General features: G+C 57.7%; 18 protein-coding genes. 10 read left to right on the forward strand and 8 right to left on the reverse strand.

Features of this window, described 5'->3' with window-relative positions:
- Window positions 1-18: 18 nt before the first annotated feature.
- Complete coding sequence (locus tag MTP42_RS00080; protein ID WP_249257678.1) at window positions 19-483, reverse strand: hypothetical protein; 465 nt, start codon at window positions 481-483, stop codon at window positions 19-21.
- Between the two features lie 102 nt (window positions 484-585).
- On the opposite strand from MTP42_RS00080, the gene MTP42_RS00085 reads away from it, so the two are divergent.
- Both MTP42_RS00085 and MTP42_RS00090 read left to right on the forward strand, forming a co-directional pair.
- Window positions 586-1,224, forward strand: coding sequence for a rhomboid family intramembrane serine protease (locus tag MTP42_RS00085; protein WP_156066845.1), 639 nt, complete (start codon window positions 586-588; stop codon window positions 1,222-1,224).
- On the forward strand, window positions 1,221-2,186 hold the full coding sequence (locus MTP42_RS00090) for a hypothetical protein (protein WP_249257679.1): 966 nt from the start codon (window positions 1,221-1,223) through the stop codon (window positions 2,184-2,186). Before MTP42_RS00085 ends, MTP42_RS00090 begins: the two co-directional genes overlap by 4 nt.
- A 165-nt stretch (window positions 2,187-2,351) precedes the next feature.
- On the opposite strand, the gene MTP42_RS00095 is transcribed toward MTP42_RS00090, so the two are convergent.
- Window positions 2,352-3,641, reverse strand: coding sequence for a D-alanyl-D-alanine carboxypeptidase family protein (locus MTP42_RS00095; RefSeq protein WP_207684367.1), 1,290 nt, complete (start codon window positions 3,639-3,641; stop codon window positions 2,352-2,354).
- Window positions 3,642-3,746: 105 nt separating this feature from the next.
- Here MTP42_RS00095 and MTP42_RS00100 point away from each other — a divergent pair, with 105 nt between their 5' ends.
- On the forward strand, window positions 3,747-4,283 hold the full coding sequence (locus MTP42_RS00100) for a gamma carbonic anhydrase family protein (protein ID WP_005929060.1): 537 nt from the start codon (window positions 3,747-3,749) through the stop codon (window positions 4,281-4,283).
- Between the two features lie 271 nt (window positions 4,284-4,554).
- On the opposite strand, the gene MTP42_RS00105 is transcribed toward MTP42_RS00100, so the two are convergent.
- The 6 genes from MTP42_RS00105 to MTP42_RS00130 form a co-directional block, all read right to left on the reverse strand.
- On the reverse strand, window positions 4,555-5,322 hold the full coding sequence (locus MTP42_RS00105; protein WP_005929057.1) for a biotin--[acetyl-CoA-carboxylase] ligase: 768 nt from the start codon (window positions 5,320-5,322) through the stop codon (window positions 4,555-4,557).
- Window positions 5,319-5,807, reverse strand: coding sequence for a YfcE family phosphodiesterase (locus MTP42_RS00110; protein ID WP_005929053.1), 489 nt, complete (start codon window positions 5,805-5,807; stop codon window positions 5,319-5,321). The genes MTP42_RS00105 and MTP42_RS00110 overlap by 4 nt, the downstream gene beginning before the upstream one ends.
- Before the next feature lie 97 nt (window positions 5,808-5,904).
- Window positions 5,905-6,744, reverse strand: a complete 840-nt coding sequence (gene rsmI, locus MTP42_RS00115) for a 16S rRNA (cytidine(1402)-2'-O)-methyltransferase (RefSeq protein ID WP_156059225.1) — start codon at window positions 6,742-6,744, stop codon at window positions 5,905-5,907.
- Window positions 6,745-6,882: 138 nt separating this feature from the next.
- Entirely contained in the window at window positions 6,883-7,557 is a 675-nt protein-coding gene (locus MTP42_RS00120) for a tRNA1(Val) (adenine(37)-N6)-methyltransferase (protein WP_249257680.1), read from the reverse strand.
- 134 nt (window positions 7,558-7,691) lie between these two features.
- A complete protein-coding gene (locus MTP42_RS00125) occupies window positions 7,692-7,862 on the reverse strand; it encodes a DUF362 domain-containing protein (RefSeq protein WP_005929040.1) in 171 nt (56 codons plus the stop codon).
- 290 nt (window positions 7,863-8,152) lie between these two features.
- On the reverse strand, window positions 8,153-9,091 hold the full coding sequence (locus tag MTP42_RS00130; RefSeq protein WP_035393233.1) for a PSP1 domain-containing protein: 939 nt from the start codon (window positions 9,089-9,091) through the stop codon (window positions 8,153-8,155).
- Window positions 9,092-9,618: 527 nt separating this feature from the next.
- Between MTP42_RS00130 and MTP42_RS00135 the strand changes: the two genes are divergently transcribed.
- The 7 genes from MTP42_RS00135 (at window position 9,619) to MTP42_RS00165 (ending at window position 20,980) form a co-directional block, all read left to right on the forward strand.
- Window positions 9,619-13,545, forward strand: a complete 3,927-nt coding sequence (locus MTP42_RS00135) for an efflux RND transporter permease subunit (RefSeq protein ID WP_249257681.1) — start codon at window positions 9,619-9,621, stop codon at window positions 13,543-13,545.
- A 121-nt stretch (window positions 13,546-13,666) separates the two neighbouring features.
- Window positions 13,667-14,491 (forward strand): PD-(D/E)XK nuclease family transposase, encoded by an 825-nt coding sequence (locus MTP42_RS00140; protein ID WP_097769875.1) that lies wholly within the window; start codon window positions 13,667-13,669, stop codon window positions 14,489-14,491.
- Between the two features lie 223 nt (window positions 14,492-14,714).
- Window positions 14,715-15,215, forward strand: a complete 501-nt coding sequence (locus MTP42_RS00145) for a hypothetical protein (RefSeq protein ID WP_249257683.1) — start codon at window positions 14,715-14,717, stop codon at window positions 15,213-15,215.
- 223 nt (window positions 15,216-15,438) lie between these two features.
- Entirely contained in the window at window positions 15,439-16,512 is a 1,074-nt protein-coding gene (locus tag MTP42_RS00150) for an aldose epimerase family protein (protein WP_098923978.1), read from the forward strand.
- Window positions 16,513-16,771: 259 nt separating this feature from the next.
- Complete coding sequence (gene galE / locus MTP42_RS00155; protein ID WP_035393228.1) at window positions 16,772-17,797, forward strand: UDP-glucose 4-epimerase GalE; 1,026 nt, start codon at window positions 16,772-16,774, stop codon at window positions 17,795-17,797.
- Window positions 17,798-18,013: 216 nt separating this feature from the next.
- Window positions 18,014-20,356 (forward strand): ferrous iron transport protein B, encoded by a 2,343-nt coding sequence (gene feoB, locus MTP42_RS00160; RefSeq protein WP_249257684.1) that lies wholly within the window; start codon window positions 18,014-18,016, stop codon window positions 20,354-20,356.
- Between the two features lie 180 nt (window positions 20,357-20,536).
- Window positions 20,537-20,980 carry a MarR family winged helix-turn-helix transcriptional regulator gene (locus MTP42_RS00165; RefSeq protein WP_337926892.1) on the forward strand — a complete coding sequence of 148 codons (444 nt, stop codon included), beginning with the start codon at window positions 20,537-20,539 and terminating at the stop codon, window positions 20,978-20,980.

Genomic DNA, 20,980 nt, shown 5'->3' on the forward strand with positions numbered 1-20,980 from the left:
TAGGAGCAACCCTCTCAGTCAAAGCCTGACGGCTTTGCCTGAGAGGGCTGTTTCTTTTTGTTGAAAACTCAAGTTTTCCCGCTGTTTTCCACAGGTCGATTTTTGTAGAAAACGGGTGTGGAAAACTACCGTCTCCTTCATTCCAACGGGGAGAAATTCAATGAGCAGATTTTTTGCCCGCTGTAAAAAGTAAATTTTGGGGTTTGACTTTCTTTCAGAAAAAAGGTGCAAAGGCCCATAATTCCCCTGATTTTCGCAAAGATCCACGCGGTACAATACACCATGTATAAACCGCTTCACAGGAAAATGTGGAAAACTCAGTGGAAAAAGTGGAAAACATCGTGGGAAAACCGGGACTTTTTTCACAATTCCGGTGGAAAACCCAGTGGAAAGAGTGGATAAGTCCATCTGAATACACCAAAAGTGGATACAACCTGCTGTTTTAGCACTCGGATGAACAGACAGCCAGATCCCTTTGTTCACACCCTTCGCCTTGAATGGCCCTGCCAATCATGGTACAATGAAAAAAGAGAGCGTTCCCGGCCAACGGGGCGCAAATTTTACGAATAACGGAGGCTTCTGCCTATGAACTGGATCACCAAGCTGGAACGGAAATACGGCCGGTTCTGCATTCCCAACCTCATCAACATCCTCATCGGCGGCCAGATCCTGGTCTACGCCATTGAACTGTTCGTCAACCAGTATATTTCCTTTTATCTCTCCCTGAGCCGCAGTGCCCTGTTCGCCGGGCAGATCTGGCGGCTGTTCACCTTTGTGCTGGTGCCTTTTTCGGGCGGCGGGCCGCTCAGCGTGGTGCTGGGCATCTATTTTACCTGGTTCGTCGGCAGTGTGCTGGAACGGGAGTGGGGCGATTTCCGCTTCAACCTTTATGTCCTGCTGGGGATGGCAGGTGCGTGGCTGGCCTGCCTGCTGACAGGTTCTGCCGATACCTACTGCCTGTCCCTCTCCCTCCTGCTGGCCTTTGCCATGCTTTACCCGGAGCTGCAGGTGCTGCTCTTCTTCGTCATCCCCCTCAAGGTGAAATATTTCGGCATCTTTGCCGCCGCCCTGTGGGTGTTCAGCTTCCTGAGCATGGGGATGCTGGGCAAGCTGAACTATCTGCTCTGTATGCTGGGCTTCCTTCTGTTCTTCGGGCCGCAGGCCTGGCATAACATCCGCGCCTGGGTGCGCCGGGAGCAGTGGAAGAGGAAAAATCGGAGATGATGATTGATCGTCTGGAAGGCAATTCGGAATTAAAGACCAGCGTCCGGCTGATGCTGGGGGGCCGCCGCATGACCCACAGTGTTCTGCTGGTGGGCGAAGAGGGGCTGGGGACCGGGTTTGCGGCCCGCTGCGTGGCGGCGGATTACCTTTACCCCAACGGCGGCGCGCCCGCCGAAGCCCTGCTCCGGGGCGAGTGCTGCCGTGCCGTGGCAAAGGCCGGTAAGCGCGACAGCGGCCAGATCGAGACCGGCATCGTCCGGGAAGCCATCTCCGTGACCGGTATGGGCAGCGGCGGGCGGTATCTGGTCGGTCAGGTCACGGCCATGCGCAGCGAAATCTTCAACACCAGCCTTTCGGCAGAGGGACGCGCTGTGCTGCTCTACCATGTGGAGCGGATGAACGAGGAATCGGCCAACGCCCTGCTGAAGGTCATGGAGGAGCCGCCCGAGGGCGTGCTTTTTCTGCTGACGGCGGATTCTCTGGCGGGCGTTCTGCCCACCATCCGGAGCCGCTGCATCAGCTTTGCAGTGGCTCCCGTTTCCCCCGCCGATTGCGCCCGCTACTGCACCGCACAGGGGGTGGACAGTAAGGATGCCGCCCTGTACAGTGAGCTGTTCGATGGCCACATCGGCACAGTGCTGGATGCGGCCCGGGATGAGGCCCGCCGGGCGCAGGTGGACAAGGCGCTTGCCCTTGCCAAAGCAGCGGCCGCGCAGGACAGCTATGCCGCCGCTGTTCTGCTGGCGGCCTACGAAAAGGATAAGGTGGGGGCCGCCGCTCTGCTGGCTGATTTCCGGGCCGTAGCGGTCGCAGGGCTGCGCGGCAGCCCCCGTGCCCCGGTGCAGGGCGATGCCGCCCGCAAGGCCCTTGCAGCCGCCGATGCGGCGATCCAGCGGCTGGGTGCACAGGTGAACCCCAAGATCACCTTGAGTGTGCTGGCAATGAAGTTCCGGACATTCTGATAAAAAAGAGCAGCCTTTACCCTCTCCGTCATTGCTTGCGCAATGCCACCTCTCCCGAAGGGAGAGGCAAAACATCAAAGAGGGTAAATGCTGCTATATATGGAATAGCCCTTGGCTCCCCCTTCGGGGGAGCTGTCGAGCGTTAGCGAGACTGAGAGGGTGAGATCATCGTCTCCGTGCTTTTCTGCGCCGGCCCAGATTCAGTGAGCCGCCCCCGGCAACAAGGGTGAAGAAGCTGAGAACAGCCAGAAGAACGATGAGAGCCGCCATCAGGAGAAGCGTGGACTGAAGGTCGGTGCGAAAGTCGGAGACATACTCCTGATGGGTCACAAGGTCTACCGTGCCCACCTCATAGCCGTCCAGATAAACGGTGGCTGTGCCAAGGACAGCCCCATCCTTGACGGTGGCGGAGATGTTCTCCTGAAGGTCGTAGGTGAAGGTCACCTTGTCGTCCGCATGGCCGTAGCCGCTGACCGGCGCGGCAGCGTAAAGCTCCACTTCCTCATAGGCGCGGCACTTCTTCAGGGGGGCGGTGGTCAGCGGGGTCTCGGTGTCCACCAGCTCCCGGTCAGAAAAGCTTGCAAAGGCCCAGTCCAGGATCTCGGAGGCCTCCCTGTAAATGTTGTCGAGGTCGGAGCCCAGCACCACCAGCCCGTAGGTGTGGCCGTCCTTCTGAGCAAAGGTCACATAGCACCGGCCCGCCAGGGTGGTAAAACCGGTCTTCATGCCCCGGATGTAATCCCGGTAGTAGGGGTACTCCGGGTTGAGCATCAGGTTGGTGGAGGTGATGGTGCGCTCGTTCTGGTGCAGATTGGTGGCAGGCAGGGTATAGCTCAGGGTGTTTGCCACCTGCATATAGGTCTCGTTCTCGGCGCAGGCCTTGGCGATCAGGGCCAGATCGTGGGCCGAGGAGACGTTGCCGTAATCATACAGGCCGTGCACGCAGGTAAAACTGGTGCTGGTGCAGCCCAGCTCTTTGGCACGTTGGTTCATCCGGGCCACAAAGGCGGTCAGGTCGCCGTCCGAAACATCACTGGCGATCACGCTGGCCGCGTCGTTGGCGCTGGCCACCAGCAGGCCGTACAGCAGGTCGATGCGGCGCACCGTTTCACCGATGCGCAGGTTGATGGTGCTGCCGTTGGCGTTCTGAATATCCTTGAACTCCTGGGTCAGGCTGGCGGGGATGGTGATCTCCGCGTTCATGTCCTTGCCGCTTTCCAGAAACAGCAGGGCTGTCATCATCTTGGTCAGGCTGGCAATGTAGCGCTGCTGGTCCGCGTTCTGTTCCAGAATGGGCTTGTCGATGTCCGCGTTGAACAGATAGACCGACTCGCCCTCGTTCACGGTCTGGATGGGCATTTCGTATGCGGCCAGACCGGGCAGGACAAGGGTCAGGGCCAGCGCTGCGGTCAGCAGCAGGGCCGCCGCCCGGCGGAAGAGAGTAGAGTTCTGCATAAGCGTATCCTCCAACGGAAGCTCCCGGCTTCCCTGAATCAAAAACTAAAACACTATATAAAAGAATACCATAAATGACGGAAAAGAGAAAGGTGGTTTTTCACAATGTTGTTGCCTTTTGGTGGAAAAGTTCCCCGGGACGAGGGGGCGGTGTTCGTGGCACCCAACGCTACGGTGCTGGGTGATGTGGTGCTGGGGCCGGGCTCCTCGGTCTGGTATGGTGCGGTTCTGCGCGGGGACGACGGCACCCTGACCCTGGGCGAGAACACCAATGTGCAGGATAATGCGGTGCTCCACTGTGACCCGGGCGGGGCGGTCACGCTGGGCAAAAACGTGACCGTGGGCCACTGTGCCCTTGTCCACGGGTGCACCGTGGGAGACGGTTCCCTGATCGGGATGCACGCCACCCTGCTCAACCACTGTGTTGTGGGCAAAAACTGCATCATCGGGGCCGGTGCGCTGGTGCCGGAAGGCAAGATCATCCCGGACGATTCCCTTGTGGTGGGGGTGCCGGGGAAGATCATCAAGCAGGTCAGCCCCGAACAGGCAGCCGCCAGCCTTGCCAATGCCGCCCACTATGTGGGGGAGGGCCGCCGTCACGCCGCAGCCCTGCGGAAAGAGGAAAAAGGTGAAACCGAGTGAGCGAAATAATTTCGTGCGAAGCTTAACAGAATTTTCACAAGATTTCACAAGAAAGTAATGACTTTTGCGCCGAAATCGGGTATACTATGAGCACAAGGGAGCGGGGCCGCAACCGTCTCCCTTGCACATGATTCCTCCTCACACCAAAGCAATACCCCAAAACAAAAGTCCCCTCCGGTGTACCGCAAGCGCCGGAGGGGACTTTTGTTTGTCTGAAACAGCGCCCCCGGCGGAGCGATCCTCTGCCGGGGGCGCTGTTTTATATCAAGTTTCAGAGGGAACCGTAGATGCCGCGCACGGAGACCTCGCCGGTGAACACATGCTCTTCGCCGCTGTCGGTGCGGACAACAAGACGGCCTTCTTCGTCTACATCCACGGCCTCGCCTGCTCCCTGCCCGCCGTCCGGCAGGTCAAAGGTCACCCGCCGCCCGATGTTGACACAGGCGGCCTTGTACTCCTCCCGGAAAGGTGCAAAGCCATCCCGCGCAAAGGTGTACAGGGGCCGATCAAAGCCGAAATCCGTCAGAGCCTCGGCCAGCCAGCCGGGATCCTGCTCCAGATCGATCGCGGCACCCTGCAGGGCCAGCGAGGTGCCGTGGGGCAGGTCGGCGGCATCAAAATAACTCTGCGGCTGGGCCAGGTTGATGCCAATGCCGCACAGGATGCCCCGGCCCTGCTGCTGGTAGCCGTAGCAGACGCTTTCGCACAGGATGCCCACGATCTTTTTGCCGTTCAGCAGCAGGTCGTTGGGCCACTTGATCTGGCAGTCCACGCCGTAGCGCAGGGCCAGCTGTCTGCGCACGGCAAGGCTGGCCAGCAGGGGCAGGGTGGCGGGCTGCGCCAGCGGCTCCCGGATGGCGACTGTGTAGTACAGCGCCTTGCCCTCGGCGTTGACCCAGGTGCGGCCAAGGCGGCCCCGCCCGGCGGTCTGGTTGGTGGTGTATACCGCGCCCACCGGGCCAAACTCTTCAAAATGCTCTTTCATATACGCGTTGGTGCTGCCGCATTCGGGCAGATAACGCACTTCATTGATGCTCATTGCTGCGGTACCTCTTTGTGTGCAAAGCTGGTGATCTTGCCCTTGTCCAACAGCATCACGCCGTAGGTGTTGGGGCCGGTGTAGCAGCGGCCGCAGGAACCCGGGTTGAACAGGAACACGCCGTTTTTCTGGAGGGCGATGGGTTTGTGGGTGTGGCCGAACAATGCCACCTCAGCGCCGCGGGCGGCGGCGGCATCCGCCAGCGTGTCCAGATCGTATTTTACACCGTACATGTGACCGTGTGTATAGAAAACGACCACCTGATCGAAGGCGGCCAGCCCGTCCAGCGGCTCCAACGCGCCAAAATCGCAGTTGCCGGCCACGGCGTAGACCTTCATTTTGGGGTGCAGGGTCAACGCCTCTTCCAGGTCGCGCAGGCCATCTCCCAAAAAGACAACGGCATTTGCATCGCTTTCTGCGTGCAGGATGCGCTCCACTGCACTGGCGCTGTTGTGGCTGTCGCTCAGGATCAAAAGTTTCGTCACGGGACTACGTCCTCCTTATTTATACGTATTAAACCTCTCAGTCGCCTTCGGCGACAGCTCCCCTGATAGGGGGCAATGCGAAGCATGGACGGAGAGGTCAATCTGCCTGCAAAGCAAGCAGCTGCTTGTACACTTCACTCTTGGAATACGGCGTGCCCTGCGCGGCGGCCTTGGCGGCGGCAGAGGCTGCATAGCCGTTCCGGGTCAGTTCCAGCGCCCGCTGGGCGGCCTGCTCCAATGTCAGTTCTTCTTCGGCTTCGGCGGCGGGCGCACCGGCCATCACCAGAACATACTCGCCGCGGGGGTCATTCTCGGCATAATGGGTCTGGGCCTCGCCCAGCGTCGTTTTCCAGATCTCCTCGTGGAGCTTGGTCAGCTCCCGGCAGAGGGTGATGCTCCGCTCAGGGCCGAAGGCGGCGGTCAGGTCGTCCAGCGTGGTGCGCAGTTTGTGGGGCGCTTCGTAGAAGATGACTGTCCGCTTTTCCCCCTGCAGCTCGGCCAGCCGCTCCCGCTTCTGTTTTTTGTTCACAGGCAGAAAACCCTCAAACACCCAGCGGGAGGTGTCCTGACCGGAGACGGCCAGCGCCGTCACACAGGCGGAGGCTGCCGGAACGGGCACCACCTTGATGCCCCGGGCCAGCGCGTCCCGCACGATCACCTCGCCCGGGTCAGACACGCAGGGCATACCGGCATCGCTGCACAGGGCGCAGTTCTCGCCTGCCTCAATGCGGCGCAGGATCCCCTCGCCCTTCTGCAGGGCGTGCTCGTAGTAGCTCACCATCGGTTTTTTCAGCCCCAGAAAGTTGAGCAGCTTCATGGTCACGCGGGTATCCTCTGCGGCAATAAAATCTGCCGCGCCAAAGGTGGCTGCCACACGGGGCGGCATGTCATCCAGGTTGCCGATGGGTGTGGCAACGATATAAAGAGTACCTGCCATAGTATCCTCCCATTTGATTTGTACAAAACCTCTCCGTCATCCCTACGGGATGCCACCTCTCCTCATAGGAGAGGCAAGCACATTTGGCTCCCCTATGAGGAGGCGCAACCCGTACTTGGCGCGCAGCGTTTGAGAGGTTCAGCGTCCATACAGTGCCGCGCCTGCCGAGATGAGCACATCCGGCTCGACCCGCAGCCCTGTTTTTCGGTTCTTCTGTGCTTCCACCAGAAACAGCCAGGGGGCGGCATCCGGCCGGTTCTTCACAAAGGCCAGCCGCTTGGGCTCCAGCCGGTTGGCCCGCAGGACCGCCAGCACCTCGGCCAGCCGCTCGGGCCGGTGGCAGAGCGAGAGCCGCCCGCCATCCTTCAACAGCCGGAACGCGCATTTGCAGACATCGTCCAGCGCGCAGTCCGTCTCGTGGCGGGCAGTGGCCCGGGCCCTGTCGGCGGCCTGCTCCCCTGCCGTGAAATAGGGCGGGTTGCAGGCGCACAGGTCGTAGCTGCCTGCGCCTTCCCGGAAGGAGCGCAGGTCGGCGCAGACGGGCGTGATGTGCTCAATGCCCTGTTCGGCGCAGGCGGCGGCCAGCAGCGCGCTGGCTTCGGGCTGCAGCTCCAGCCCCAGGCAGGGGCCGCGGTGGCCCCGGTCGTGCCATTCCAGGCTCACGATGCCGCAGCCGGAGCACAGGTCGGCGGCGCGCCAGGCCCGCTTTGGCTCCGAAAACCGGGCCAGCAGCAGCGCGTCTGAGCCAAAGCGGTGCACGGCTGAACAATAGACTCTTGTTCTATTATACAAAATCTCGGTGGAATGTTCCATATACAGCACCTAAAATCCACTGCCAAAATATCGGGCGGAAAAATCGGGGAAAATTGTGCATGAAAGAAAAGCAGCAGACCCGCTTTTGACAGGTCTGCTGCTTTTGATGCGTTTTTTCAGTGTTCGCCGTGAAATTATTCAGCAGCGATAGCACCGGTGGGGCAAGCACCCTCGCAAGCGCCGCAATCGATGCAAGCGTCTGCATTCACAACTGCAACACCATTCTCAATGGTGACAGCACCAACGGGGCAAGCGCCCTCGCAAGCGCCGCAGCCAACACATGCGTCAGAAACCTTGTGTGCCATAATAAAACTCTCCTTTTATCACCCGTGCACTAGCTTTAAGAAGAAGTCTGCCCTCGCACGGTGCCAGCAGGCTTCCCCGGAATTCATCCTTGTCTGCATTCTAACAAAGTGGAAAAGAAAAGGCAAGACTAACCGTGTGCCATAAAAGCCCAAAGTTTTATTTTTGTGGGGTTGCACAAAAGCAAGGCCTAACTTTGCGGGAAAATTAAGAGAGTTTTTTGGCGAAAATCACGAAGAATGGTTAGTTTTGTGATACTAACTGCCGTGATATCCCACTATTTTTCTGGGAATTATTTCTCTTTTTTGGGGCATTTGCCGCAGCCAACATTGCCCTTTTCATCGGCGGCTGCCACCACCGGGGCGGGGTTGCGCACACCGGAATAATCGTCGTCCGGGTCGGGGCGGCGGGGTGCCCGTTTGCCGCCGCTGATATACTCACACACGCCCACCTTATAGTAGCGCGGGGTCAGGGCTTCGGTGCCGCAGCGCACCCGCAGGTAGCCGGAGATGGGGTTCACTTCCAGCACGGTGCCCAGACCATCCGGGGTGCGCACGGTGCTGCCCACCATGGGCATGATGCTGTTCAGGTACTCGTAGGCGTTTTCCTCGTAGGAAAGGCAGCACATCAACCGGCCGCAGGCACCGCTGATCTTGGTGGGATTCAGGGAAAGGCCCTGCTCCTTGGCCATCTTGATGGAAACGGGCTGGAAATCCTTGAGGAAGCGGCTGCAGCAGAAGGGCTGGCCGCAGATGCCCAGACCGCCGATCATCTTGCTCTCGTCGCGCACGCCGATCTGGCGCAGCTCGATGCGGGTGTGGAAGATGCCGGCCAGATCCTTGACCAGTTCGCGGAAGTCCACCCGGCCGTCGGCGGTGAAGTAGAACATGATCTTGGAGCGGTCAAGGGTGTACTCGGCCTCCACAAGCTTCATTTCCAGGCCGTGGCGGGCAATGCACTCCTGGCAGGTGTGGTAGGCGCGCTTCTCATCCTCGCGGTTCTGGCGCATCCGGCGCACATCCACGCTGTCGGCCATCCGGGTGATGGGCTTGAGCGCCTTGGAAACGGCGCTGTCGGCGATCTCTTTCACGCCCTGCACCACCTCGCCGCACTCAATGCCGCGGGCGGTCTCCACGATCACGTATTCGCCGGTTTTGATGTCGGCCCCGGCAGGGTCGAAATAATAGCTTTTGCCGTTTTCCTTGAAACGGACAGAGATGACTTTTTTCATACTGTTCCTCACAGGGGAAATTCCCCTATCTCGTAAAAAGGCCCGCAGAAGGGCCTGAAGATCCATTCTGAGGATTATTATAGCATAAACGTTGAAAATTGAACAGCCCTCTCAGGCTCACTTCGTTCGCCAGCCCAGGTTGTGGCTCCCAGCAGCTGCTTCGTGCAATTGCACTCGCACCTTGCTGGCCACTGCCCCAACAACTCCTCCCTCAATCCGCCACTGGCGGCGGTCGTCGTCGTTGCCCCCAAAGGGGGAGCCGATAAAAAAATTTCATCCTCTGCAACATTCCGCCCCGCTCATTCGTATCCCACTTGAACTCCGTCTGAAATTTGATCTCCAAAACGTCAAAAAACTGAGGTATCACCCGGATTTCACAAAAGATTTTCAAGATTTGCTAAAGAATCTCCGGGCAAGCCTTGCAAGCCCCGGAACCGGGTGTATAATAGGGGTATCGCCTTTGATCCGCTCTGAGAAAAAAGAGCAGCCGCGCAATGCGTGGGAAAACACAGAAACGGTAGGAAGAAATGGAAAAATTCAGCGTCAAAAAACCGTTCACCGTTCTGGTTGCAGTCATCATGGTCATCATGCTGGGCCTTGTGTCCGTGCAGAACATGCAGACCAATCTGCTGCCAAACGTGAACACACCGTACCTGATGGTGGTCACGGTCTATCCCGGTGCCAGCCCGGAGCGTGTGGAGAACGAGGTCTCCGACGTGATGGAGAGTGCGCTGGGCACCATCTCGGGCGTGAAAAACGTCACCGCCACCTCGGCAGAAAACTACAGTCTGCTGCTGATGGAGTTTGAGGATGATACGGACATGAACAGTGCCGTGGTCAAGGTGTCCAACAAGGTGGATCAGACCACCGCCAGCCTGCCAAGCACCTGTATGACCCCCTCCATCATTGAATATACCCTGAACATGAACGCCTTTATGACCGTGGCCGTCAGCCGCGAGGGCAGCGATTCCTATGAGCTGGCCGATTTCGTCAACGACACCATGGTCCCCTATATTGAGCGTCAGGGCGGCGTTTCCAATATTTCCGCCAATGGCCTGGTCACCCGGATGGTGCAGGTGCAGCTTGACCAGGAAAAGATCGATGCCATCAACGAAAAGCTGCTGGAAGTCATTGACGTGCAGCTGGCCGATGCAAAGGCCCAGCTGGACAGTGCCGAAGCCCAGATCGAGGCGGGCAGAAAGCAGTACGAGACCCAGCTGGCCAATTACGACAAGCTGGTCAGCGATACCATCAACAGCCAGTATTCCGGCGAACTGCAGGATTCCTTCATGCTGGTCAAGAAGCAGGCACAGGCCCTTCTGGAGAGCGTCAACCAGCTCATTGCCGTGGTCAACGAGCCGGAGATCCAGCAGGCCCTGATCGATGTGCGGGACGGCCTGCAGCGGGTCGTGGACAAGTTCAATGAGACCGGAATGCAGGATATCGATTCTCTGATCGAGATCGTGGCGGAGCTGCGCGATATCACCGATAAGCTGACCACCGCTTTGCAGGATCTGCAGCAGCGCCTGAACGCGCAGGGCGACACCGCCGGCACAACGGCCGGGGAGCTGGTCGATGATCTGCAGGTGCAGCAGAGCCTGAGCAACATTTATAACACGCTGGAGAGCACCATCAAGGCCATGGACGACGTGCCCGGCCTGATGGATCAGTTCACCCAGATCGTGGGCAGCTATTCCCAGCAGCAGCTGCAGGCCTATATCAAGTTCACCGAGGCCCGCGAGATGCTGAATGATTACGAGAAGCAGCTGGCCGATGCCAAGCAGCAGTATGAGGATGCCAAGCAGATGGCCATGGAGAACTCCGACGTGGCCAAGATGCTGGATATTGACACGCTGGCACAGCTGATCTATGCCCAGAACTTCTCCATGCCCGCCGGTTATGTCAAGGATTCCAGCAACAAGTCCTGGCTGCTGAAGGTCGGCGAGGAGTACGACAGCATCGAGGATATCTCCGGTGCCCTGCTGCTCCATGTGGATGGCTTTGGCGATGTCCGCCTGTCTGACGTGGCCGATGTGCAGATCATTGACAACGCGGAGGACAGCTTTACCCGCCTGAACGGCGAGCGCTCTGTGGTGCTGAAGATCTTCAAGAGCAATTCTTCCAGCGCCGGTGAAGTTTCCGGCAACTGCAAGGCTGCCTTCAAAGAGCTGGAACAGAAATACGATGGCCTGCATGTGGTCGTGCTGTCCAACCAGGGCAACTACATCAGCATCATCGTCGGCAGCATCCTGAGCAGTATGCTCATCGGTGCGGCCCTTGCCATCATCGTGCTGGCCATCTTCCTCAAGGATATCAAGCCCACGCTGGTGGTCGGCATCAGTATCCCGCTGTCGGTGCTGTTTGCCGTGGTGCTCATGTACTTCACCGGTCTGGATATGAATATTATGACGCTGGCGGGCCTGTCCCTCGGCATTGGTATGCTGGTGGATAACTCCATCGTCGTCATCGAGAACATCTACCGTCTGCGCAGCCGCGGCGTGCCCGCTGCCCGCGCGGCGGTCCAGGGCACCAAGCAGGTGGGCATGGCCATCATGGCTTCCACCCTCACCTCTGTCTGCGTGTTCCTGCCCGTCATCTTCACATCGGGTGTCATCAAGAGCCTGCTGCAGCCCATGTCCATGTGCATCGGCTACTGTCTGGCTGCTTCCCTCATCGTGGCCCTGACGGTTGCCCCGGCGGCTTCCTCTACCCTGCTGAAAAACTCCAAGCCCAAAGAGCTCAAGTGGTTCGATAAGGTGCAGGAAAAGTACGTCAAGAGCCTGGAATGGTGCTTCCAGCACCGCTGGGCACCGTTGGGCGCGGCAGTGGTGCTGCTGGTGTTCTGCGGCTGGCGTGTGATGTCCATGGGCGTTGAGATGCTGCCCACCATCACCAGCAACGAGGCCATCGTCACCCTCTCCACCGAGAAGGATCTGACCAAGGAAGAATCCTATGCTGTGGCCGAGAATGTCATTGATGCCCTGCTGGCTGTGGACAACGTGGAAGAGGTGGGCGTTACCACCGACAGCCGCGTGGCCGGAATGGATGTCGGCCAGCTGGGTCTGCCCCAGACCATCACCGACCTGCTGAAAGCCGCCAACAGCTACGGCACCTACCAGATCAACGTGATGCTGGACAAGAGCCTCTCCTCCCGGCAGATCGAACAGGCCCGTGAGGCGCTGGAGGAAGCTGTGAACGGCGTGGAGAACTGCACCGCTACCGTTGAGATCAGCGGAATGCAGGAGCTGACCAGCCAGCTGGATATGGGCCTGACCGTCCAGATCTCCGGCAACGACATTGATACCATGACTGCCCTCTCCGAGAAGGTGGTGGATATGGTCAACGAGATGGACGGCTTTACCAATGCCACCAACGGTCTGGGTAGCGGCGATGCCACCATCAACCTGCAGATCGACCGGGATAAGGTCCGTTCCTACGGTCTGACCGTGGCGCAGGTCTACCAGCAGATCGCCGCCAAGCTGACCACCACCACCACGGCCCAGACCCCCGTTGCCATCGATGGCTCCACCATGAATGTCCAGATCAGCAACAATCTGGACCCCATGACCAAGGAAAACATGATGGATATGACCTTTACGACCTCCGTTATGGCCGCCGACGGCACCACCGAGACCGGCACCTGCACGCTGGGCGATATGGCCACCTGGGTCACCGGCTCCACCCCGGACTCCATCACCAGCAAGAACCAGACCCGCTATATCAGCGTGACGGCGGACGCGGTGGAGGGCACCAATACCACCACCGAGACCCGCGCGCTGGAAAAGAAGCTGAACGAGTTTGCCGCATCCGATGAAATGCCCGAGGGCTGCAGCTTCTATATGGGCGGCGGCTCTGAGATCAACGGCATGGTGGTGGATCAGATGGGCCAGTGGATGTTCCTGGCTCTGCCCTTCGTCTACCTTGTTATGGTGGCCCAGTTCCAGAGCCTGCTCTCCCCCTTCATTGTTCTGTTCACCATTCCGCTGGCCTTTACCGGCGGCCTGCTGGGTCTGCTGCTCACCGGCCAGCAGCTGACTATGATCTCCCTGATGGGCTTCATCGTCCTGATGGGCACGGTCGTCAACAACGGCATCGTGTTCGTGGATTACGCCAACCAGCTGCGCATCGGCGGCATGGAGCGCCGCGCGGCCCTGATCGCCACCGGCAAAACACGAATGCGCCCCATCCTGATGACCACCCTGACCACCGTTCTGGCCATGCTCCAGCTGGTGTTCAGCGGCGATATGGCCAGCCAGCTGATGAGCGGCATGGCCATCGTCATCATCTTCGGCCTGACCTACGCCACCCTGATGACCCTGTACGTTGTGCCCCTGATGTATGACATCCTCTTCAAGAAGCCGCCGCTGAACGTGGATATCGGCGATGAGAACCTTGACGACATCCCCGATGATGCCGCCGAGTATATCGCCCAGAACACCGCTCAGCCGGAGTAAGAAAACTTCCCCAAAGCACCCTTCACAGCTATGTGAGGGGTGCTTTTTTGATACTTGCAGTATAGATAAAATGATGATAAAATATAAACGTAGAAAAGTACTCTTTTTCTGAAACGAAAGGATGGCGGAAATGCGGTTCGTACAGTTGGATGAGAAGAATGAAGAACGCATGAATGCTATCCGTAAATTCACCCTGATGGATGACACCTTTATGACACAGGTGTTTTCAGGAGATAAAGAGAGCACACAGGAGCTGCTTCGCATCATCCTGAAACGAAAGGACCTGACCGTCGCAAGGTCTGCAACACAGCTTACGATCGGCAATCTGTTTGGCCGTTCTGTACGGCTGGACATTTATGCAACGGATGATGCAGGCAAGCAGTATGATATCGAAGTACAGCAGGAAGATAAGGGAGCCGCTCCGGAACGGGCGCGGCTGAACAGTGCGATGTTTGATTCCCGCCTGACGACTTCTGGTGAAAAATATTCTGACCTGCCTGAGACATATATCATATTTATTACGGCAAATGATGTTTTGGGAGATGGTCTGCCAGTTTACAATATTGAACGGACGATTCAGGAAACCGGGAAGCTGTTCCACGACCGTGCACATATCGTATATGTGAACGGCGCATATCGGGGAACGGATGAGGTCGGTGCGCTGATGCAGGATTTCCGCTGTGATGACTATCGGGATATCCGGAACCCCAAAATAAGGGCAAGAGTAAAATACTTTAAAGAAGAAACGGAAGGAGTGGCAGCTATGTGCAAGACAATGCAGGTGATCGTTGATCGGGAACGAGAAGATGCCGAGGTGGCAAAGGGAAAGCGCATTGCGCTCAATCTCTGGAAGAACGGAGAGCATGATCTGGATAAGATCGCCCAGACCACCGAACTTTCGTTAGAACAGGTGCGGGAGGCAATTACCGAACCGTGTTCTGCATAAGAAAACTTCCCCAAAGCACCCTTCACAGCCATGTGAGGGGTGCTTTTTGTCAATCTGCTAAAAAAATCGCCGCAGCTTTGGAACAGTCTCCAAAAATTGGGGAATTCAATAAAAAATATTGACAGGGGGGGGGGGGTAGATGTAAAATGAGTTCACAATACAGAAGGTGTAGGGGTATGCTTTCTGTATGGTAAAATATCATTTTACATTGGAGGTTCTACAAATGAAAATGCTCAAGAAAATGGCCGCCCTTCTGCTGGTCGGCGTAATGGCTCTGGCACTGCTCACCGCTTGCGGCGATGAGGCTCCTGCAAAGAGCACTGCGGAACAGGCTGAAGATGCAATGACTATCGCAATTAACCAGTCTTTGGAAGCTGACTTCAAGAACGATGAGACCTTGAAGAATCTTGCCCGGAAGGCCATCGCCGACAGGGTGGAAGAAGACGGAAAATTCAAAGATGGATTTATGGTCGTTGATCAGGAAAATAAAGTGATGTGTGTGATTTTCCCTGCTGATCGAAGCACCGCGCTCGGTTTTACTGCTGATCAGGTCGCACAGATGAAAGACCCGGCTTTTACAAAGGCTTTTGTTGAATCTTTCCGTAATGCATCTAACATGGATGATGATGATGTGAAAAAAATTAATGCAATTGGTGTTGGTGCTGTAACAAAGGGAGACAAGACCTACATTGCCATTGCAGTGAAAGTGAAAACTGCCAAGTAAATCTTAAAACTGAACTTATCCCAAGCCCCGGAGCGCCTACCCCTGGCCCTCCGGGGCTTTTTTTGGCCTATGGGGCAGAACTTACAAAAAATCTCTCGAAATATTGGATAGATTCCCTTAAAAAATGCCAACACAGAAGGGGAAAATTGTGATATAATCAAAACAATAAAGGATAAAACAGAGAGTGTGCTGTCCTGAAAAAATACAAAAGGAGGCGAGCCCTATGGCACAGTTTCTCTCCAAGCCCTTTGGCATGACCCCAAACGGCGAAAAGATCAATGAATACATCATCTCGAACCCCGGCGGGCTGGCGGTCAGTGTGCTGAACTACGGCTGTATCATCAAGAATATCTGGGTGCCCACCAAGCGCGGGCCGGTGGATGTGGTGCTGGGCCACGACACCTACGCCGATTATGTCAAGGACTTTGAATCGTCCGGCAGTACCTGCTGCGGCGCGTTCGTGGGCCGGTACGCCAACCGCATTGAGAATGCCGTGTTCAATGTGGGCGGCAAGACCTATCAGCTGGAAGCCAACAACGGCAAAAACCACCTGCACGGCACCTTCCCGCGCAAGCTGTATGAGGTAAAGGCCTTTGGCGATACCCTGCTTCTGGAGGCCGAGAGCCCCGATGGAGAGGATGGTTTCCCGGGAAATCTGAAGATCTCGGTGCGGTATATCCTCACTGAGGACAACGCCCTGCGGATGGATTACCGTGTCTCCTCTGATGCCGACACCATCATCAACCTGACCAACCACACCTACTTCAATCTGGATGGCGGCGGCGATGTGCTGGGCCAGAAGCTGCGCATCTATGCGTCCCGCTATCTGGAGGGCAACAACGAGACCTGCCCCACCGGCAATATCCTGCCCGTGGCGGGCACGCCGATGGATTTCCGGGCGGGCAAGCCCATTGGCCGGGACATCGACACCGGCTTTTCCCAGACCACCATGGTGGGCGGCGGCTATGACCACTGCTTTGTCATCGACAGGGGCCGCGGGGCCAGCCAGAGCCTGTGCGCCTGGGCTTCCAGCGATAAGACCGGCATCAGCATGAAGGTCTATACCACCCAGCCCGGCGTGCAGCTCTACACCGGCAATTTCCTGCAGGACTGCCCTGCCCCCGGCAAGGGCGGCGTGCCGATGCAGAAATACGGCGGCTTTGCGCTGGAGACCCAGCACTTCCCATGCAGCCCCTCCCACCCGGAGTTCCCCTCCACCGCTCTGCGGGCCGGGAAAGTGTTCCGCGCCAACACCACCCTGCGGTTCTTCACCGGCAAACAGTGCGGAAAACTGTAAAATGCAGCCCTCTCATTCAAAGCCTGACGGTTTTGCCTGAGAGGGCTTTTTTTCTGATTTGCACAAAGCGTTCCATCACTCCATGTGCAAAAAACAAAAAACGCTTGTAAATCAATGCGCGGAAAAATAAATGGAAACAAAAATCCATCCTTATAAAATTCCCGTTACTTGATTCTGGGGCCAAAACGTTGTATCCTTGTGGCAGAAGGCGGGCCTGCCCCGCGCAAGCAATTTTGGTGACGAGAAGAGAGGTACTTTTATGGCAATTTTGGTTTCCGGCGGTGCCGGTTATATCGGCAGCCACACCTGTATCGAACTGCTGAACGCTGGCTTTGACATCGTGGTGGCAGATAACTATTACAACGCTTCCCCCGTGGTGCTGGATCGGGTCAAGCAGATCACCGGTAAGGACTTCCGGTTCTATCAGGCCGATATGACAAAGCACGAGGACGTGGAGAAGATCTTCACCGAGTGCCCTGATATCGATGCCGTCATCCAGTTTGCCGCCTATAAGGCTGTGGGCGAGAGCGTTTCCAAGCCCATCGAGTACTACTATAACAACCTCAACTGCACGCTGGTCATTCTGGACGTGATGCGCCGCCACAACTGCCGCAACTTCGTGTTCAGCTCTTCCGCCACTGTCTACGGTGACCCCGCCAGCGTGCCCATCACCGAGGACTTCCCCGTGGGTGCCACCACCAACCCCTACGGCACCACCAAGGCCTTTACCGAGCGCATCCTGACCGATGTCTGCAAGGCTGACCCCACCCTGAACGTGGCCCTGCTCCGTTACTTCAACCCCATCGGTGCCCACAAGTCCGGCCTGATCGGCGAGGACCCCAACGGCATCCCCAACAACCTGATGCCCTACATCGCCAAGGTGGCCGTGGGCAAGCTGGAAAAGGTGCACGTCTTTGGCAACGACTACCCTACCCCCGACGGCACCGGCGTGCGCGATTACATCCATGTGGTTGACCTGGCCCGGGGCCATGTCTGCGCCATCAAGAAGCTGCAGACCAACTGCGGCCTGTTCATCTGCAATCTGGGCACCGGCCACGGCTACAGCGTGCTGGATGTCATCCACGCTTTTGAGAAGGCCTGCGGCAAGAAGCTCCCCTATGTGATCGATCCCCGCCGCCCCGGCGATATCGCCGAGTGCTATGCCGATCCCACCAAGGCCAAGAATGAGTTGGGCTGGGTGGCTGAGTACGGCATCGAGGAGATGTGTGCCGACAGCTGGAACTGGCAGAAGAACAACCCCGATGGCTACCACACCGTGAAGTAAACAGAACTGTTCTCAAAACGCACCTTTGAACGTGAAAATTCAGGGGTGCGTTTTCTTTTGCCCGGAAAACTGCCGGAACAGGAGAAAGATTTCTACAAAAAACAGCGGGGACAGGCGAGAATTTTTGCCGCTTCCTGCCTTGACAATGCCTTTGAGTTAGCATATATTAAGACTGTTCACATACACTAACATTTTGTCGAAGGAAAGGCATCTGCCATGACATTAAAGGAACTGAAGATCGGCGAAAGTGCCGTGATCGATACAGTGGGCGGAACGGGAGAGCTCCGCCAGCATTTTCTGGATATGGGGCTGATTCCCGGCGAGAAGGTCACGCTGGTGAAATTCGCGCCCATGGGGGACCCCATGGAGCTGCAGATCCACGGCTATGAGCTGACCCTGCGGCTGGACGATGCGGCACGGATCGAGATCACCCCGGCGGAAGCACCCGCAGCAGCTCCGGCACGGAAGGCCGGCCGGATGGTGGAGCACCCGGGCCTGGGCGAGGGCGGCCGCTACCACACCAAAAAGGGCGAACACCCGCTGCCGGATGGAACGGTGCTGACATTTGCGCTGGCCGGAAATCAGAACTGCGGCAAAACGACCCTGTTCAACCAGCTCACCGGCTCCAACCAGCATGTGGGCAACTTTCCGGGCGTGACGGTGGACCGCAAGAGCGGTGCCATCCGGGAGTACCCCGATACCGAAGTCACCGACCTGCCCGGCATCTACTCCATGTCGCCCTATTCCAGCGAGGAGATCGTGACCCGGCAGTTCATCATCGGCGAAAAGCCCACGGGCATCATCAACATCGTGGATGCCACCAACATCGAGCGCAACCTGTACTTAACGATGCAGCTGATGGAGCTGGACACCCCCATGGTGCTGGCACTGAATATGATGGATGAGGTGCGCGGCAACGGCGGCACCATCAACATCAACGAGATGGAAGCGATGCTGGGCATCCCGGTGGTCCCCATTTCCGCCGCCAAGAACGAGGGCGTGGATGAGCTGGTGGATCACGCCATCCATGTGGCAAAGTATCAGGAGCGTCCGGGCCGGATGGACTTCTGCGGCGAGGATGACCACGGCGGTGCGGTTCACCGCTGCATCCACGGCATCATCCACCTCATCGAGGATCACGCCCGGGCGGCGGGGATCCCGGTGCGCTTTGCCGCCACAAAGCTGGTGGAGGGCGACCCCCGCATTGAGGAGGCCCTGAAGCTGGATCAGAACGAAAAAGAGATGATCGAGCATATCATCCTGCAGATGGAGCAGGAGCGCGGCCTGGACCGCGCCGCCGCCATTGCAGACATGCGGTTCCACTTTATCCACCAGCTGGTGAATCAGACCGTGGTAAAGCCCCACCAGAGCAAGGAGCAGCTGCGCAGCGCAAGGATCGACCGCTTCCTCACCGGAAAATATACGGCGATCCCGGCGTTTGTGGGCATCATGGCGCTGGTGTTTTATCTGACCTTTGGCGTGATCGGCGCGGGGCTGCAAGGCCTGCTGGAACTGGGCATTGAGAACCTGACGATCCTTGTGGACAATGCCCTGACGGCATGGAACGTCAACGATGCAGTGCATTCGCTGGTGATCGACGGCATCTTTACCGGTGTGGGCAGTGTGCTGAGCTTCCTGCCCATCATCGTGACCCTGTTCTTCTTCCTTTCCCTGCTGGAGGATACCGGCTATATGGCCCGCGTGGCTTTTGTGATGGACAAGCTGCTGCGGCGCATCGGTCTTTCGGGCCGCAGCATCGTGCCCATGCTCATCGGCTTTGGCTGTACGGTCCCCGGCGTGATGGCAAGCCGCACGCTGCCCTCGGAGCGGGACCGGAAAATGACCATCCTGCTCACGCCCTTTATGAGCTGCTCGGCCAAGCTCCCGATCTACAGCCTGTTTGCGGTGACCTTCTTCCCGGAGTACGCCGCACTGGTCATGGTGGGCCTGTATTTCCTGGGCATCCTTGTGGGCATTGGTATGGCCTTTCTGCTCAAGGGAACGCTGTTCAAAGGCGAGGCCGTGCCTTTTGTCATGGAGCTGCCCAACTACCGCCTGCCCGGCCTGAAAAATGTGGCCCAGCTGCTCTGGGAAAAGGCCCGGGATTTCCTCGAGCGTGCCTTTACGGTCATCTTCCTGGCAACCATCATCATCTGGTTCCTGCAGAACTTTGACTTCCAGCTCAGCCTGACCGCAGACCCGCAGGAGAGCATCCTGGCCTGGATCGCCAGCGGCATCGCGCCGTTGTTCGCACCGCTGGGCTTTGGCGACTGGCGGGTGTCCACGGCGCTGATCACCGGCTTTATGGCAAAGGAGAGCGTCGTATCCACCCTTACCATCCTGTATGGCTCCTCTGCCGCACTGGGCGCGGCGCTCAGCCCGGCGGTAGCGGCTCCCCTGCTGGTGTTCTGCCTGCTCTACACCCCCTGCATCGCCGCTGTGGCATCGGTCAAGCGGGAGATGGGCGGCCGCTGGGCCACTGTTATGGTCATAAACCAGTGCGTTGTGGCATGGCTTGCCGCGCTCGTTGTGCGGTTCCTTGCCGTGGCAGTGCTGTGACCCTGTCCTGAAGCATATCAAAAGCCCGTACCGTGAAAATTTTCATGGTGCGGGCTTTTTGCGTTGGACAAAATATATGGATCAGTTGATTTTACGCCGCCTGCCCTTGACAACAGAGATTCCTTATGCTAAAATACTTCAAAAATGAACGATTCAAAAAGAGAGAAAGAAGGGCGCGCAATGCGTGAGCTGAACCCCAGTGTGGAATTTGCCAACAAGACGGGCCTTGTGTACAGCGCCGTCTGCAAGCCGCTGTGCCAGAAGCTGCATCTGCCGCAGACAGCGTTTGATATCCTGATGTTCCTTGCCAACAACCCCAACTACACGACCGCCCGCGATATCGTGGAGGTGCGCCACATCAAGGCGAACCTTGTCTCGGTGAATGTGGACAAGCTGGTGCAGGAGGGCTTTCTGGAGCGCCGCCCGGTGCCGGGCGACCGCCGCAAAACGGAGCTTGCCTGCACCGAAAAGGCGCAGTCCATCATCGAACAGGGACGCAGGATGCAGGATGATTTCATCCGCCGCCTGATGGCAGGGCTGGAGGAAGAAAAACTCGAGATATTTTTTGAAGTCATCGATACGATGAACGAAAATCTGGATGCGATCTTAGAAGGAGAAGAATAA

Source organism: Faecalibacterium sp. I2-3-92, from assembly GCF_023347315.1.
In the GTDB taxonomy this organism is placed as follows: Bacteria; Bacillota; Clostridia; order Oscillospirales; family Ruminococcaceae; genus Faecalibacterium; species Faecalibacterium duncaniae.